The sequence below is a fragment of the Moraxella sp. CTOTU47579 genome (assembly GCF_032004885.1).
Lineage (GTDB): Bacteria > Pseudomonadota > Gammaproteobacteria > Pseudomonadales > Moraxellaceae > Faucicola > Faucicola tetraodonis.
Map to the genome: position 1 here is coordinate 70527 of NZ_DALZOJ010000001.1, position 17341 is coordinate 87867.

The following is a 17341-nucleotide window of genomic DNA, read 5'->3' on the forward strand; positions in this document are numbered from 1 at the left end:
GGCGTATAACTATGAAACTATTTATGTTAAAAATCGGGGCGCGCCCCCAAGGACGACTCATTGAACAGCATGATGTGATGTTTGTGATTGCAAATAGCCTAAGTGAAACAATTGAGACTGTCAATCAGCACTGGCCGGCAGTCAAAAACAACTGGCACTTAGACGCATGGCGAGAAGTGAAGCGGGTGGGTGATTATCAAATTTTGTTGTCGACAGATAGCTTTTCAAAGGATGGATTGTCAAAAGATAAAGCGCTTGCAGATAGCAGGTTTGAAGATGATAGGGTAGATAACAAATTAGATAGTCAGGGCAAACAACTTTATTTTGTCAATTTAGGCGGTTATCTACCGGGTCAATTTGAAGAGTTCCATTATAAAACACTTGTGGTAGCCGAGACGCTAGGTAAAGCAACGGCGCAAGTTAAAAAAACGGCATTTTATCAAGATTATACATTTGATAATATCGATATCGCCAAAAGCGGCGTGGCAACCAGTCATGTAGATGATAAGCATCAACTAGACTTGGATGATATTCACTGTGTGGCTGATTTACTGCCAAATGATGTGGCATTAACCATTCAGCCATTAACCGAGCCTGAAAAAAATCAGCTACCTGACGATGCGCTGCATATTGGTTATTTAAGTCTCAAGCAAATCAAAACCATGATTGACTAACCGGTGAAGCGTCTGATAGCGTATTTTGGCGCTGTCAATCATTGCCTTTCCTCGGCTTTGCCTTTATAGTAGGCTCATTTTCAACTCGCTTTTTTTAACCCCTTCTTTTTATCTACAAAAGCTTTGTATAACCAATGAAACAAGCCACCGCCCTTGATATCCTTAAAACTGGTAAAAATGTGTTTTTAACAGGCTCAGCAGGGGCGGGCAAGACCTATACCATCAATCAGTATTTGCATTATCTGCGCGCAAGGGATGTGGCGGTGGCGGTGACGGCAAGCACAGGCATTGCTGCCACCCACATGAACGGCATGACCATTCACAGCTGGGCGGGCATCGGTATCAGTAACGAGCTAACCGCCAAAGACATCGCTCGCATCAAAAAACGCACGGTGGTTGTGGAGCGCATTGAGCGCACCAAGGTATTGGTGATTGATGAAATCTCAATGCTGCATCGACAGCAATTTGAGCTGATTAACCAAGTGCTACAAGCCATCAAAGAAAACACACTGCCGTTTGGTGGGATACAGCTATTGGTTGCCGGGGATTTTTTTCAGTTGCCGCCGATTGGTGAGCCCCATGAGAGCAACCGCGATAAATTTGCCTTTATGGCGCAAGCTTGGCTGGATGCAGATTTTCAAATTTGCTATTTATCTGAGCAGCACCGCCAAAAAACTGACAAAACAGCAGTGGCAGGTAACACCTATTATGGTTTGGATTTGACTGCAATTTTAAATCAAATTCGTAGCCAGCAGTTTACCCCCCATATCATGCCTGCTTTGACCGCCACGGCTGAGCATGTGTTAGCCGATAACCGTACCCGACTGTTTACCCACAATGTTAATGTACAAGCTATCAATGAGCAGGAACTTGGCAAAATTACCACACCGGCGCATACTTTTCGCGCTTGGGGAGAAGGCGATGAAAAGCTGGTAGAAACGCTAAAAAAATCCGTACGCAATACCCCAGAACTGGTGCTCAAACTTGGCGCAAAAGTGATGTTTATCAAAAACAACGCCGAGCTTAATGTCTCAAATGGCACCATGGGCAAAGTAGTTGATTTTGTTGCCACCACCCTTAAACAACCAAATAAACAAACAGACGATAGCGCATCAAAAAACAGCCCATCAGACAATAGCCCATCAGACAATCACCTATCTGAGCCGCTCGGTGAACAAGCGCTGGCAGCAGATGCAAGTGCCTTGCTCGATGCCATCGAACAAGAACAACAAGCCGATATGGCAGACTTGCTCGATGAAGTCAATGGCGGTCAATCACAACAAACTCACTCCACTGATGAGGATGATACCGCCGCGACAGACACGGCTGATGACAAATTATCGGAGTTACTGTACCCCTTGGTTGAGCTCAATGACGGCCGCAAAGTCATCGCTGAATATGATTCATGGCGTATTGATGATGAAGAGGGCGAAATACTGGCTGCCTATTACCACATCCCCTTGACGCTAGCGTGGGCGATTACCATTCACAAAAGCCAAGGCATGACGCTGGATGCGGCAGAAGTAGATTTGTCGAAAACCTTTGAAAAAGGGCAGGGCTATGTGGCTTTATCACGGTTAAAGCAGCTATCTGGACTACAATTACTGGGCGTCAATGAATTAAGCTTACAGCTTGATCCCTTAGCGCGTGGGGCTGATCAGAGATTTCAGGCGATCAGTGCAGAGCAAGAAGGTGAATTTTTGACACACAGTAAAAAACAGCTCAATGACCTTCATCGTGAATTTATCATTCAATGCCGGGGTACGCTGGATAAAGAAAAAATCGCCGCGTATGAAAATCGCGCCAAACAACAGCAAAAACTGATTGAAAAACGTCGCCATGCTGTACAGCAGCTGCAATCTTTGGCGGATGATGCGGCAGGCGTCATCACTCCCACGGTGCTTGAAACCAAAGCCTTGCTGGATGAAAGTTTGACCATCGCAGAAATTGCGCAAGCCCGTAATCTAGCCCAATCAACCGTGATGGGGCATATCGAGAAAATTGCTGAGCATTTCCCCCGCGCCAACATAGCGCATCTACGCCCTGAAGACGAATGGCTACAGCCGATTGATAAGGCGTATCAAAAAATAGCCAAACGCGATGACAAACGCGATAAAGATAACGATGGCAAAATCAAAATTCGCGCGATTGTCGAAGAATTAAGAAACGCCTATTCTTATAATGATGTCAAACTTGCCTTGTTGTTTTTAAAACCGCATGGCAATTGAGCACTTGTCTAGTAAGGAATATCCCTGATTGAATGCTTCCACCATCAAACCTTTTAACATTGCTATTAATGGCTTTGGTCGTATTGGGCGCAACGTGCTACGTGCTTATATCGAACGGTTTTGTCAAAATCCTTTACAATTACAGCCGTTAAATATCGTCGCCATCAATGATATTGCTGAGCCAGCAACCCTATTACATCTACTCAAATATGACAGTACCCACGGTCGATTATCGGCGGTCAGTGATATCCATGTTGAATTAAAAACAGTGGATTTGGGGGAAAAACAACAGCATTTCTTGCTATTAAGCCAAGGAGAATTTCGGCAAAAAATTGCATTGATACAGCAGCCCATTGCCAGCAAATTACCTTGGCAAAAACTGGGTATCGACATGGTGCTTGAGAGCACGGGTCATTTTCGCAGCTATGAACAGGCGTCGCAGCATATTATCGCGGGCGCCAAGCAGGTGATGATTGGGGCTGCTCCGTTTGATCATGTAGATGCCAGTATCGTAGTGGGCGTCAATGACCATGAGCTTAGCCGTGATAAAAAGATTTTATCCAGCGTGTCGTGTACCACCCAAGCGCTCGTGCCTTTACTATATGTATTGCATCATGCCTATGGTATCGAATCAGCAATGATGACCGAAATCCATGCGGTGACCGCTGACCAAACTGTGCTTGACCAAGTCCACCGTGATTTGCGCCGTGCACGGGCTTCTGGGCATAACATTATCCCAACCACATCAAGTAGTATCGCTGCGGTCAATCGGGTGATGCCGCATATGGCAGGCAAGGTGAATGGGTATTCTATCCGCGTACCGACCATGGATGTCGCGGCAATTGATGTGACATTTACCTTTGACAAAGCCACGGATGTTCCCGCTATCAATCAGCTGTTACAACATGCCAGTGAACAAGATTTATCGGGTATCATGGATTACAGCGATGAGCCATTGGTGTCCAGTGACTTTATCCATGATGCGCATTCATTGGTGATTGATAGCTTACAGACCATGAGCGTGGGGCGGCAGTTTAAAGTGTTTGCTTGGTATGACAATGAATGGGGCTATGCCAATCGCATGCTTGATATTTGCCAAACCTTAGCGAGACTATAAAAAAATTATTAATTAAAAAAGGCGAAACCTAGTCAGTTTCGCCTTTTTTATGCCTAACAAAAATTAATGTCTAAAATGACGCATACCGGTAAACACCATCGCAATGCCATGTTCATCGGCTGCGGCGATGGTTTCGTCATCGCGCATGGAGCCACCGGGCTGGATAATCGCCTTAATCCCCACCGCTGCGGCATTGTCAATACCATCACGGAATGGGAAGAAGGCATCTGATGCCATCACCGCATCCACAGGCGATAGACCAGCGTGCTCAGCTTTAATCGCGGCAATACGGGCTGAGTTCACTCGGCTCATTTGACCTGCGCCCACCCCAATGGTACGCCCATCTTTAGCATACACAATCGCGTTGGATTTCACATATTTGGCGACTTGCCAAGTAAACAGCAAATCATCGAATTGTTGCTGAGTCGGCTGTACTTTTGTCACTACTTTTAAATCATCTAAAGTAACTAAGCCCAAATCTTGCGCTTGCACCAATAAACCCCCAGTGACGCGTTTGAAATCAAACTGGGCTTGGCGCTCACTTGGGTTTGGTAATTCACCGCAGACTAACACGCGCACATTTTTCTTGGCAGATGTGACATCGAGCACACCGTCGGCAACGCTTGGGGCGATGATGACTTCAACAAATTGCTGATCCACAATCGCTTTTGCTGTTTTGATATCTAATTCACGGTTAAAGGCGATAATACCGCCAAACGCAGATTCTGGGTCAGTGGCAAAGGCTTTTTGATAAGCATTGGTTAAGTCGGCATCCACGGCTACTCCACAAGGATTGGCGTGTTTAACAATGACACACGCAGGCATATCAAACGATTTCACGCATTCTAACGCTGCATCGGTATCTGCGATGTTATTGTAAGATAGTTCTTTACCTTGTAATTGCTTGGCAGTGGCAATACTGGCCTCTTTTTGACCATTTACCTGGGCTTTTTCGACATAAAAAGCGGCTTGTTGATGGGGGTTTTCACCATAGCGTAAGTCTTGCGTTTTATCCATTTGCACGTTAAAGGTACGCGGGAATTGGTCAGCCGATTCAAAGCTTTGCAGGCGATTGCCTAAAAAGTTGGCAATCATACCGTCATAATGTGCGGTATGCTCAAATGCTTTTACCGCTAAATCAAATCGGGTGGTATCACTGATACGACCGTTTGCTGTTAGTTCGCCCAAGATTGCTGCATAATCGTTGGGGCTTGTCACGATGCTGACATGGTCATGGTTTTTTGCCGCGGCACGCACCATGGTAGGTCCACCAATATCAATGTTTTCGATGGCGTCTTCTTTGGTGACATTCGGGTTAGCAACGGTTTGGGCAAATGGATATAAATTGACAACGACCATGTCAATGCGGTCGATGCCATGTTCTTGCATAATGGCATCATCAGTGCCGCGGCGACCTAAAATACCGCCATGAATTTTTGGATGCAGGGTTTTTACCCGACCATCCATCATCTCTGCAAAACCTGTGTATTCTGCGACCTCAGTCACTGCTAAGTCATGTTGTTTGAGTAGTTTGTAGGTGCCGCCCGTTGATAGCAGACGAAAACCGTGGGTGATTAGACCTTTGGCAAAATCCACAATACCCGATTTATCAGAAACAGAGAGCAATGCATAAGATTGATTCATAATTGACTCGACTCGTTGACAAAAAAACACTGGGGGCAGAAAAAACAAAAAGTCAGTTATGACGAACTGACTGATTGACTTTAATACCCCAACTCTATAAATCCCTAAATATGGGGATATCTTATCATAAAAAAGCGGGTATTTTTATCAATTATAATAATTGGTGGGTTTTGAGTTTTTTCCGCAATGTACCGCGGTTAAGTCCTAAAATCTCGGCGGTTTTGGTTTGATTGCCGCGGGTATGTTCAAGGACGACACTGATTAGCGGTTTTTCAAATTGTGACAACATAAGCTCATACAGCTGAGTCGGTTGTTGTTCTTTTAAATTATCGAAGTACTCTCGCACCACAAGCTCAATGTGATGAGCTAGGCTTGCGCTGGGTGAAGTTTGCGAGGAGGTATGGGTAGTGTATGGATTAGATGGGCTATCTGACATATTGGAATACTTGGCGCGATTTTGTAAAGCAACAGAATTGGGCATAACAGATTCTCAAACTAAATTTGCTGACAAATTTATTGAATGATTCGTTAGGTGATAGATTAAATAAAACTTAAATATCAAGACGAATAATAAAGTTATTAGTACTTATACTAAAACAATTATGAAAGCGATAGCAAGCTTAAGTTGTTTACAATATGTAAAATTGTGCGATAAATAGTGGGTACTATAGGCTTGGCACGTCAATATTGGAATGAAGCTAAAAAGAAGCTCAATTGAAATTAAGCTAAAACAATTTAATAAACTAGCTCAATATTAGCGGCTTGGACTTGGGTTTTTGGAAAATCAATCCGCAATTTGATGGGTTTTATTTGATGCGGCATCAAATAATTGTTACCGGCTTCCAAATAATGGCTAGGGGTGAGTAGGGTTTGCGCGAGTATGGTATTGCCACTGCGTAGTGAAACCTTAACACTCGGGTAGACAATATTATTATCCGTGGTATTGGTCAGAGTAAATACCAAGTCAGTTTTCCCCGCTTGTTTGGATGAATGGGCAAGCGCAAGCATCTGCACATCAATAAGCTCGGTATCAGCCAGAGGTAATTGACAGGCGGGTATTTTATGGCAAATAGTTGATAGCACGGGCGCGTTTGCTTTTGAAGTGATTAGGGTGTCGATGTTAAAAATAATATATTGCGCGGCTAACAAAAAGACTAATAGTAAGCTACCTAATCCCCAAATAATGCGCATATTAAAAATTTTTGCATTCGCCAATTGCTGCGAGGAAACTTGTTGCGACAAGCGTTCATCGATCTTTTGTTGATAGGCTAACAAATCTGCTTGTTGCTCACTACGAGTATCAATCGGAATTTGGTCAAAAATATCTGTGTTAAATACCCCATCCATGCTTCGCTTGGCGCCGGCTGTGTCGTCCGCTGCTTCGTTGTCATCCGCTTGTGCCATTAAACTTAGCAGCCAAGCCTGCTCATCGCCTAACGTCTCGTTATCTTGGGCGAGGTCTATCGCTTCAACGGCGTCCTCATCGCCAATCAATACCTTGGGATTGCTATTTTTGGCTATGGGTAGTTGGTCAAAATTGTCTATAATCTCTAAGTCATCTATGGTGCTGTTTGATTTAGCATAGGCTGATTTTGTATGAGATTGTGACAAGGGATAGGGTGAGATGGGTTTAACGGGTTCATCGACAATGAGATTGCCGGCTTCATCAATACCTGACTCATCGTCAAATAAAATCTCCTCAGATTTATCATCAATGAGCGCCGAGGACGTCTGATGGTTTGAACTTGAAAGTGGATTGTTGTTAGCAAATTTTTTTTGTTCTAGCTGTTCAGCGGCTGAGAAAATGGTTTTGCAATGGGAACAACGAACATACCCATGTCTAATGGCTAACTGTTCATCGTTGATTTTAAATGCATGTTGGCAGTTTGGGCATTTGGCATTGTACAAATTCATCGCAACATCACTTCCCTTTTAGCATTTTTAGTTTGCGTCTTTGATTTTTAATAATGTCGTGTGTTAAATCATTTAATGACGAATAAAAAATAAAGTCAACAAATTTTCTAGAATTTATATTCACTAGCCTGCTAGCTATGTTGTTAGGCTGTCACTAGGCTTCGACGGGGAAAAGAAAACCTTACCGCCTTGTAAGGCTTTTTATACGAATCGCGACTTGTTCTACGCGCGGCGAAAACCTGAAAGGCGATGCCAATGTTTATCTTCCTGCGCGCTAAAGGTAAATTCGCCATCCATCTCAAAATAAGGGTGATAGGCAGCTTTTACATCTTCTACTTGGTTTTCAATCAGACCTGCCAACACAATGCTACCTTGAGATTTCAATAATGTCGCAAAATAAGGGGCAAGGCTCATTAGCGGTTTGGCTAAAATATTTGCGGTAATCAAGTCCACGGGCAAAATAGCCTGCTCTTTACAATAGTCACTAAATTGCTCAGGTAAAAATGCTTGTAGTTTGTCAGCCACATGGTTGCGCTCGGCATTTTGATGGGTTGCTAAGACTGCTTGGGGGTCAATATCGACCGCATACACCTGTTTTGCGCCTAGTAAAAGCGCCGCAATGCCCAAAATACCTGAGCCGCACCCATAATCAATTACTACTTTATCTTGCAGGGGCTGTTCTGTCAGCCAATCAATACAAAGACGGGTCGTCGCATGGTAACCTGTGCCAAATGCCAAGCCTGGATCCATGATGATGTTAATCGCATTGGGGTTAGGGGGTGACATCCATTTGGGCACAATCCAAAGTCCATTGGCACATTCAATGGGATGGTAGTTCTTCATCCACTCACGTTCCCAATCTTTGTCATCCACTCGGCTGGTCCACACGCGCGTCGCCACCACATCATTGGCGATATCTTGACTCAAAGTCTCCAAATTACAATCACCATCAAATAGCCCAGTCACAATCACATCATCCCACAATGGCGATTCACCTGGCAATGGTTCAAATAGCGGTTGGTCACCCGCATCATCTAAACTGATACTGAGCGCATCGGCTTCTAGCATCAAGGTTTCCGCCAGTTCGGCTTGCGATTTTTCGCATTGAATATGTAATTGCTGCCAAGGCATAAAAAGTCCTTAAAAATAACAAATAAAATAATGAAAAAATAAAATAATGAAACAATAAAAGGCGAGCGCGCTGGCTTGGTAGTATAAACGCATTCAGCCAAAAATGCGATGTGACTCAAAAATGAAAACGCCCATGTTATTGCTTGGCGCACCCAAGCCAAAACACCTAAAGACAAGGGCAAATAAGAAGGTTTGCCTGTTATCGTCTCTAAAACATTTCTTTAACCGATTTTTCTAACCAAGACTGCGAGCGCGGCGCCGCATTGAGTGGTTGGTTAGTATGTGTCGGGTCGCCGCCATTATTGGGGTTATTAGGATTATTGGGGTTGGTCTGCGTATTCCGCGTATAGCCACCCTCATTTTGGTAGCGATTGGCTGCAGGTGGGTTATTGCCAATGGTATCTGCCTCGGTTTGTCTGCGCTCAATATTGTCATAGCGCTGTTGTTGGCTTTGTCCAAACTCACTCATTGCCTGTTGTTGCTGTGCCGCAAATCTTGCTTCTTGCTCACGTTGATAAATTTGCACCGCGCATTCACTACTATCTTGCGGTAGATTGTCAGTATCAACAGGTACATAGATGGCATTTGGACATTTTTCATTGGATAATTGTGATTTGCCGTTTTCCATCCATAGCCATTCGATATTGCCTGGCGCGATAAGATTAACCGGGGTAAGCTTTTGCTGCTTCATAAAATTCATCCACATCGGCAAAGCGCCATTACCGCCACTTAGGCCTGTGGGTTTGTTGTCATCTAAACCGACCCAAACAACGCTGACCACATTACCACTATAGCCTGCAAACCACGCATCGCGATAATCATTGGTAGTCCCTGTTTTACCTGCAAGATTGAGATTGTCACCGAGCGATAGCGCCGCTTTGGCGGTACCTTGCTTGATGACCTGCTGCATCGCATAATTGGTGAGATAGGCAGCCGTAGGGTTGATGACTTGCTGATTTTTTTGTTCCATGCCCTGAACCACTCGTCCTTGGTCATCAATAATCGTGCGAATGGTATGAATTTCATGACGCAAGCCACCTGTTGCCAGCACTTGATAAATCCCCAACATATCCATGGGCGATAGATTTACCGCGCCAAGCAAGGTAGATGGATAATTGGGCAATGGGCTGTTGATACCCATACGGTACAATTGATTTAAAAAATTGGGAATACCGACTTCCATGCCCACACGCACCGCGGCTTGGTTATAGGAATTGGCTAAAGCGCTGGTGAGTGGGACAATACCATGACTGCCGCCACCGTAATTGCTGGGTGTCCATGTCTTACCATCGGTCATTTTTAGCACAATTGGGCTGTCATCGACACTACTTGATAAATTGTAACGACCCTGCTCAAATGCGGTTAAGTAAATAATCGGTTTGAGTAAAGAGCCAACTTGGCGCTTGGCATCGACGGCGCGATTAAACCCAGTAAAATCACGGCTACTTCCCACCACAGCGAGCAGTTCACCGTTGTTGGGATTGGCGCTGACTAGGGCGGCTTGCAAATTAGTGAGCTGTTTGGGATTACTTTTTTTTAACTGATTGACGCTTTGAATGACCGCACTGGTAGCGGTTTTTTGAACGTTGGGATCAAAACTGGTAAATATTCTTAAGCCTTCGTTTTTGAGATCGTTGGCATCATAGGTACGGGTAAGTTCTCGCTTGACCACGTCTAAATAATCTGGAAAACGCGTTTTACCAATCACAGGATTGTAAGAAATGCTCAGTGGCTGCTGCACCGCTTCATCATATTGTTGTTGGCTGATTTTACCGGTTATCAGCATATTACTCAGCACCACGTTACGGCGTTTTAGGGCAGCATCGGGGTAGCGTAGCGGATTGTACTGGGTAGGACCTTTGGCAAGCCCTACGAGCATCGCCATTTGGTCGAGTCGAAGCTCTTTTAGCGGACGGTTAAAGTAAAACTGCGAGGCAAGCCCAAACCCGTTAATAGAGTGATTGCCATTTTGACCTAAGTTAATCTCATTCATATAGGCTTGCAAAATCTCACTTTTGGTGTAATGCATTTCCAGCAAAATCGCCATCACTGCTTCATTGGCTTTACGTTTGATAGTGCGGTCTGAGTTGAGATAGAAGTTTTTAACCAGTTGCTGGGTGATGGTGGAGCCGCCTTGGCGTGAACCGCCCATAAAATTGCTATAAATCGCACGTCCTATCCCGCGGATAGACACGCCGTGATGCTGATAAAAACTGCGGTCTTCGGTTGCCACCAGCGCATCAATTAATGGCTGCGGATAGTCATTGATGGTTAAAACGATGCGATCTTCATTGTTGTCTGGATAGATACCGCCAATAAAAATTGGCTCAACCCGCGCCACACCCGATGGATTAGGATGGGTGCTTTGTAATTTTTCAATTTGGTTATCTTTGAGCGTGACCTTAATAATTTGCGATGGCTCAGTATCGTTGGCGGCAAATTTAAATTCGCGGGTATGAATATAGTACTCGCCATTTTTTTTGGTGAAAGTGCCGGCATTGTCATAGTTTTGGTCAGGGGCATAGGTGAGTAAATTTAACCAATTTTCCAATTCATCATCGCTAAGGGGATTACCCACCGTCAACGTTAACGGTTGCGAGTACACTTTTGCAGGGATATTCCAGCGTTTGCCCTCAAATTTTTGGGTGATGACATTATCTTGGCGCACCAAATATAACCCAAGCAAGACCAAGCCGCCCAATACTGCCACCACAAAGATGAAGCTTAGGATAAACATCCCTTGTTGGTTTGAGTGATGCTGGAATTTAGGCGGGTTTTGGCGATTTTTAGCGGCAGAGATAACGGTTGAATTCATACAAAAATGCGTCACGATCAAGGGTATAAAAAAGTGCTTTATCATGACCCAAAACACGCCAAAATACAATGTCAACATCGTGCTATTTTGCCACGTTTATACAGGATTTTTGAACTTTAATAGACGGTTTTGGAGTACAATAACAGTCATTTTTGGGTGAGTTAGGGTTTTTTGCCCTAGGGGATTTGATGATGCCAAACAATAGCCAATTTGGGGCAAAACAATCGGATATTGACCGGTCGGTTGTGACCGATGCGCCTATCCGTACGCATAATGAGGCGGATAGCAAATTTACTACCACATATCAAGATGTGGAGCTGGTGTTGCCAGCAGAAGGGCATTGTTTTCATTGTGGCGACCCGCTACCAAGCCCGCCATTTTTTACCCATGTATTGGGTGAAGATCGGGCGATGTGCTGTATGGGCTGTCAGCTTGCCTCGCAAAGTATCATCGAGGCGGGGCTTGAGCAATACTATCTTGACCGCAGTGAAATCAATCGTACCGCCAGTCTCCCTGATTCGTTATATCAGCTGCAAGCGTATGACCACGATGATATTAAATCGCAATTTATTTACCATCAGCAAGGGCACAGCGTTGCCGAGCTGTCAATCAGCAATTTGCGCTGTGCTGCCTGTAGTTGGCTGATTGAAACCCAGTTGTATCGCCTTGATGGCATGGATACTTGCCAAGTCAATCTCACCAATCAACGGATGCGCGTGGTGTGGGATGAAAAAAAACTGCCGATTAGCCAAATTTTGGCAAATGTGCAAGCCATTGGCTATGATGCCAAACCCTATCGGCAAGATACCCATGAGGCGATGCTCAAGCGAGATAATCGCCGTATGTTGTTTCAATTGGGTATTGCGGCATTGGGTGCTATGCAAGCGATGATGTTCGCAGTGGCGCTATATTTTGGGGAATATTCAGGTATCGGCGTCAACGATCGGCAATTTTTACGCTGGGTATCGCTGTTTGTTAGTATTCCTGTGTTTTTGATTGCAGGGTTGCCATTTTTTCAATCGGCATGGTCAGCGATTAAAGCCCGCCAAGTCAATATGGATGTGCCGATTAGTATCGCCATTGTCATTACCTTTTTGGCAAGTTTATATGCGACATTGACCAGCACAGGCGAGACTTATTATGACTCGGTTAGTATGCTGATATTTTTCTTATTGGCGGGCAAATTTGTCGAGCACAATGCCAGGCTAAAAGCTGCCAATTTAGCCAATGATTTGGTAGTCGTCGAGCCTGTGTTGGTGGCAAAGCTGGGTCATGAAGCGCCGTTAGTGCTAGAGAATATCGATGCCTCACAAGTGACGCTGTATGCCAGTCAATATAAAGACCTTTTTTATCAGTCACTTAGTGTAGACCCTGCCAACAGGGGTGATAATGAGCAAATGGTTTCGGCCCAGTCGCTAAAAGTTGGTGATATTGTCCGCATTGATGCCGGTAGCAGTATCATCAGTGATGGTGTTTTGCTGTCAGATAGTGCCACGGTGTCCGAAAGTTTATTGACCGGGGAGAGTGATTTAATCGTCAAACGCTTGGGTGATAGCATTGTGGGCGGTAGCCAAAATGACAGTCAGCCGTTTGTGATGCAAATCACCACATTACCCAATGACAGCCAAATGGGCGTGATTGATAGGCTAGTGAATCGCTCGCTCAGTGAAAAACCGCAAATCGCTTTAAAAGCAGACAAACTGGCACGCTGGTTTGTCGCGCGGGTACTGGTGATTGCCAGTATGGTGTTTTTGGCCTGGTATTTTATTGAGCCCAGTCATGCCATTTGGGCAACGGTTGCCGTATTGGTCGCTACGTGTCCCTGTGCCTTGTCATTGGCCACACCCATCGCATTAACCGTTTCTACCAATCGACTAGCAAGTCTGGGGTTTTTAGCGACCCGCGGGCATACCATTACCACACTCGCTGAAGTCACCCATGTGGCGTTTGATAAAACCGGTACATTGACGTACGGTCAACCCAATTTGATGGCGATTGAAACGCTGGATGTACCGTATGGTGTTAAACAAAATCCCTCAGTAGATTTTACTGAAGATGACGCCAAAAACGAAGACGAGATAAAAAACCATTTTTTAAGTATTGCAGCGAGCCTTGAAGTGGGTAGTCGTCACCCCATTGCTCATGCGTTATTGACAATGACTCGGCAAATGCATTTGCCCGCTACCAGCGATTTGGTACACATTCCGGGGGGCGGTCTGCAAGCTACGATTGATGGGCTAAGTTATCGTCTAGGTCATCATGGTTTTGCAGTGCAATCAGGATTAGACGATGGGTTACTGCCAAATTTGAGCAAACACCAAGCTAGCACCAGTGTGTCCTTATCGAGACAAGATAGCCTAAGCAAAAAATGGCAACCACTGGCGCATTTTTATTTTCATGATAAAGTCCGAGAAGGCGCCTTAGCTACCATTAAACATCTTAAAGACCAAGGCGCGCAGGTGTTGATGCTCACCGGTGATCCTAGTGCTCAGGCGTTTGAGGTAGCGCGCGAGCTTGGTATTGACACGGTTTATAAAGGTCTTACCCCGAATGATAAGGTACAACATTTAAAAGCCCTGCAGCAGCAAGGACACATCGTGCAAATGGTCGGGGATGGGGTAAATGATGCGCCGGTACTTGCCGCTGCCAATATCTCAACTGCGATGGCGGGTGCGGCAGATTTGGCGCAAGTCTCCAGTGACTCTTTGGTGCTCAATGGTCAAATCCAAGCCGTGGCAAAAGCGCGTGAGGTGGCTTTCAAGACCGATCGCATTATTGCCCAAAACTTCAAATGGGCGCTAGGGTATAACTTTATCGTACTGATACCCGCTGCGTTAGGCTATGTGCCGCCTTGGTTGGCTGCGATTGGTATGTCATTGAGCTCACTGTTTGTGGTGCTTAATGCGTTACGTCTCAAACGTGCTTAATGGCGCAATTTAACAAAGCTTTATGCTTTTGGCTTACTAAAATCATACGCCGTGACTATTTGCGCGTTTTTGGCAAAATCGATGAAATAGTAGAAGTATTTATCATTCTCATCAATCACCCGATCGCCATTGGTATCGGCTTGGGTTGAGAAGTAAAAACGCTTGCTCTCAGGCAGCCATTTATAATGTTTAAAATATTGATTATTGGGCGTGAGTTTCAATAAATTTTTGCCATTTAAATCGCTTAAATACAAGGTGAGCTGCTGATCAAGATTGGTTTTATTGTCATTATCATCAGCGATCTCTTTAACTTCATAGATAAAATAGCCTAAAAGTAAGGTATTGCCGACTTTGACTGCCAATGGGCTGGTTGCTTCTTTCGCAGCTTGCGGTTGGGTAGGTGCAGTTTGCGTCATGGCAGCTTTTTTCTGCGCTGTTTTGTCATCTGGGCTTAAATCTACCAAGGGCGTGTGCACCGCTCTTATCACAAAGTTATCTTGTGGAAACAGCCGGTGTACTTGCCCGGTTTTTAACTCTTCAAACACAATATTGTAAACACTGCTTTGAAAATCATAGGGTGCAACTTCTTGAAAGTAGCTGACAGGTGATTTTTTAGCATCACTGGCATCGCTGTCATATTTGCGATTGATGGGCACTGACGGAATAATCGGATGCAGTAGGCTTGGCACACCTGCCAAGTACAAAGGAAAATCCATGCGTTTTAACCCGACTGTGGCAGGTGGGATACTGGCTGGGGTTTGGGCAATGATGACTTCAGGTACGTTAGACGGTGAAGGGGCAGTGTCGCTGGCTTGGTTAGTTGTCTCGGGGGTGGGTTGGCAGGCGGTAAGTCCCAACCCTAGCCCCATAGCGCTCAAGGTACTCAAAGTGATATGTAATGGTCTAAAAAAATTCACATCACGCCATTGGTTCACAAAAGACATAAGAGTCTCCATTACAAAGATAATCAAATATACTACTAAAATGATAAGACATGTACAATCTTTGGTTATATCATCGCATTCAGCGCTATAATGGCATTGACTGTTTTTGCCTTGAGTGTTTTAAAAAGTAAATAAGAAAGGTAAGTAAATTTGAAATAACCCGACACGGGGCAAAAGGCGCGTGAGTAGCTATTTCATAAATTTAGGTTATAATAGTCAAAATTTAGTTAGACGCTTGAATTTTTTGCTTTTAAACTTTTAAGCATAGAGCGGCGAACTGGGCAGCACTATGTTTGCCGACCTATATTTACTATATTTATAGTGGTTTATGATTTATTTTCAAAAAGCGATATCTTACCGATTGCGAGTGCATGAATGTCGGAACAATTAAGTCTAAACTTAAATATCAAGCAGTCCGCGAGTATCAGTGACTTTAGTGGTCCAGGCTGGGTATCCATCATCGATGTGGTGCGCCAAATGCATGTAGGGCTATTGACGCAGCTATATCTATACGGCGAGCGCGATACAGGTAAAACCCATCTACTCAACGCTATCTGCGAATCCTTTCGTGATATCGACCAATCTGTTATTTATCTATCGCTGCGTGAGCTGATAAACGCCAACATGGATGCCATGGTGTTGTCATCGCTAGAGAATACCACAGTGATTGCGCTTGATGATATGGATGAAATTCAAGGTCATCCTGAGTGGCAAGAAGCAGTTTTTCATCTGATTAATTTATCGCAAGAATACGGTAATAAAATTATTTTTGCCAGTCGGTTGCCAGTAAAGTCGTTAAATTTTGAGCTGCGAGATTTGCTATCAAGGCTTGCGCGAGCCGCAACTTTTCAGTTGCCAACTGGCAGTGATAGGCTTGATAGACAGCTGATTTTGGAATCAGTATTACGCCGTCGTCATTGGCACTTTGACCCACGTATTATTGACTATTTGCTCAATGAAGGTCCACACCGCATCGGTGCGATGTTGGCAGTGTTAAACGAATTGCAGCCATTGTTTTCTAACATGGAACGCACCCCATTAAACAAAGTGAGCAAAGCCAAAATACAAGATGCGATGAATATCATTGATAATTTAACGCTCAATTTTGAATTGGCGGACTTTGATGAAATTGCAGAAAATGAGAATTTTTTAGATTTTTGACCGGGTTTGTCATAGGAATTGCGTGATAAATGGGTTAGAATCCATTAACAGTTTGATGTAAAACAACAGGATATCCTATGAATAAACAGTACTTATGGACGGCTGCCGCGTTGACTGCGGGCGTGTTAGCAACCACACAAACATTTGCCCAGGTCACCTTGAATGTTGCTGATAATACCGTGGTGACCGCCATTAATGGTCAAGAAGTCAAAAACGGCTTGCTTTCAAAACCGCAAAAAACCTACAAACTTGAGCCAGGCAAACATGTAATTACTGCCAAGTACAATCGGTTGTACGAGCTGCGCGGTGACAATCACGATGTGTTACGTTCAAGCAATATTAGCGTTCCAGTAGAGCTTGCCGACAATCAAACGTATGTGTTGGATATGCTAGGTCAACCAGAAGACTATAATGCCGCTAAAGAATATGTCAAACAACCCACACTAGCGGTGCTACAAGGTAAGCAAATCATTGCAAGTCAGCAAGCCACATCCAGCAGTAGTTCAAGCATTTTTAGTGGATTGGGTAATGCGTTAGGCGGTGTGTTTAGTGGTAGCTCAAAAGCGGTTGAAGCCAATCAACAAACCATCAATGCCTTAGGACAATCAGGGGGCGCGATTCCCGCAATCAATCAATCTGGCAATCAAGCTGTTGTGACCACGGTCAGTTCATCGGATAGTCTCGATCAATTTATGCAGTTATGGTTGAGAGCAACGCCAGCAGAGCGTGATAAAATCCGTCAGTGGGTGCAAAAATAATCACCCAATGCGCCACCATGCGCCAAAA

At 44.5% G+C, this 17341-nt stretch carries 12 protein-coding genes; 6 read left to right on the forward strand and 6 right to left on the reverse strand.

Going from position 1 to position 17341, the window contains the following annotated elements:
- The first annotated feature begins 11 nt into the window (after positions 1 to 11).
- The 3 genes from RTP55_RS00325 to RTP55_RS00335 all read left to right on the forward strand — a co-directional run bounded on the left by RTP55_RS00325 (position 12) and on the right by RTP55_RS00335 (position 4019).
- Positions 12 to 674 (forward strand): DUF1543 domain-containing protein, encoded by a 663-nt coding sequence (locus tag RTP55_RS00325; RefSeq protein ID WP_099833821.1) that lies wholly within the window; start codon positions 12 to 14, stop codon positions 672 to 674.
- A 134-nt stretch (positions 675 to 808) separates the two neighbouring features.
- On the forward strand, positions 809 to 2902 hold the full coding sequence (locus RTP55_RS00330) for an AAA family ATPase (protein WP_312383331.1): 2094 nt from the start codon (positions 809 to 811) through the stop codon (positions 2900 to 2902).
- A 28-nt stretch (positions 2903 to 2930) separates the two neighbouring features.
- Entirely contained in the window at positions 2931 to 4019 is a 1089-nt protein-coding gene (locus RTP55_RS00335) for a type I glyceraldehyde-3-phosphate dehydrogenase (RefSeq protein ID WP_312383334.1), read from the forward strand.
- A 63-nt stretch (positions 4020 to 4082) separates the two neighbouring features.
- On the opposite strand, the gene purH is transcribed toward RTP55_RS00335, so the two are convergent.
- The 5 genes from purH to mrcB form a co-directional block, all read right to left on the reverse strand.
- Positions 4083 to 5663: a bifunctional phosphoribosylaminoimidazolecarboxamide formyltransferase/IMP cyclohydrolase gene (purH, locus tag RTP55_RS00340; protein ID WP_312383337.1), complete on the reverse strand. Its 1581-nt coding sequence runs from the start codon at positions 5661 to 5663 to the stop codon at positions 4083 to 4085.
- A 151-nt stretch (positions 5664 to 5814) separates the two neighbouring features.
- Entirely contained in the window at positions 5815 to 6144 is a 330-nt protein-coding gene (locus RTP55_RS00345) for a helix-turn-helix domain-containing protein (RefSeq protein ID WP_227713353.1), read from the reverse strand.
- A gap of 254 nt (positions 6145 to 6398) precedes the next feature.
- Positions 6399 to 7577 (reverse strand): DUF3426 domain-containing protein, encoded by a 1179-nt coding sequence (locus RTP55_RS00350; RefSeq protein ID WP_312383340.1) that lies wholly within the window; start codon positions 7575 to 7577, stop codon positions 6399 to 6401.
- A gap of 222 nt (positions 7578 to 7799) precedes the next feature.
- Positions 7800 to 8708 carry a 50S ribosomal protein L11 methyltransferase gene (prmA, locus tag RTP55_RS00355; RefSeq protein WP_312383342.1) on the reverse strand — a complete coding sequence of 303 codons (909 nt, stop codon included), beginning with the start codon at positions 8706 to 8708 and terminating at the stop codon, positions 7800 to 7802.
- A 208-nt stretch (positions 8709 to 8916) separates the two neighbouring features.
- Positions 8917 to 11523: a penicillin-binding protein 1B gene (gene mrcB, locus RTP55_RS00360; RefSeq protein ID WP_312383344.1), complete on the reverse strand. Its 2607-nt coding sequence runs from the start codon at positions 11521 to 11523 to the stop codon at positions 8917 to 8919.
- A 188-nt stretch (positions 11524 to 11711) separates the two neighbouring features.
- Here mrcB and RTP55_RS00365 point away from each other — a divergent pair, with 188 nt between their 5' ends.
- Positions 11712 to 14450, forward strand: a complete 2739-nt coding sequence (locus tag RTP55_RS00365) for a heavy metal translocating P-type ATPase (RefSeq protein ID WP_312383345.1) — start codon at positions 11712 to 11714, stop codon at positions 14448 to 14450.
- A 20-nt stretch (positions 14451 to 14470) separates the two neighbouring features.
- On the opposite strand, the gene RTP55_RS00370 is transcribed toward RTP55_RS00365, so the two are convergent.
- Complete coding sequence (locus RTP55_RS00370) at positions 14471 to 15394, reverse strand: hypothetical protein (protein ID WP_312383348.1); 924 nt, start codon at positions 15392 to 15394, stop codon at positions 14471 to 14473.
- Between the two features lie 375 nt (positions 15395 to 15769).
- On the opposite strand from RTP55_RS00370, the gene RTP55_RS00375 reads away from it, so the two are divergent.
- Both RTP55_RS00375 and RTP55_RS00380 read left to right on the forward strand, forming a co-directional pair.
- On the forward strand, positions 15770 to 16555 hold the full coding sequence (locus RTP55_RS00375; protein WP_224053752.1) for a DnaA ATPase domain-containing protein: 786 nt from the start codon (positions 15770 to 15772) through the stop codon (positions 16553 to 16555).
- A 77-nt stretch (positions 16556 to 16632) separates the two neighbouring features.
- Positions 16633 to 17313, forward strand: a complete 681-nt coding sequence (locus tag RTP55_RS00380) for a DUF2057 family protein (RefSeq protein WP_312383350.1) — start codon at positions 16633 to 16635, stop codon at positions 17311 to 17313.
- The last annotated feature ends 28 nt before the right edge of the window (positions 17314 to 17341 follow it).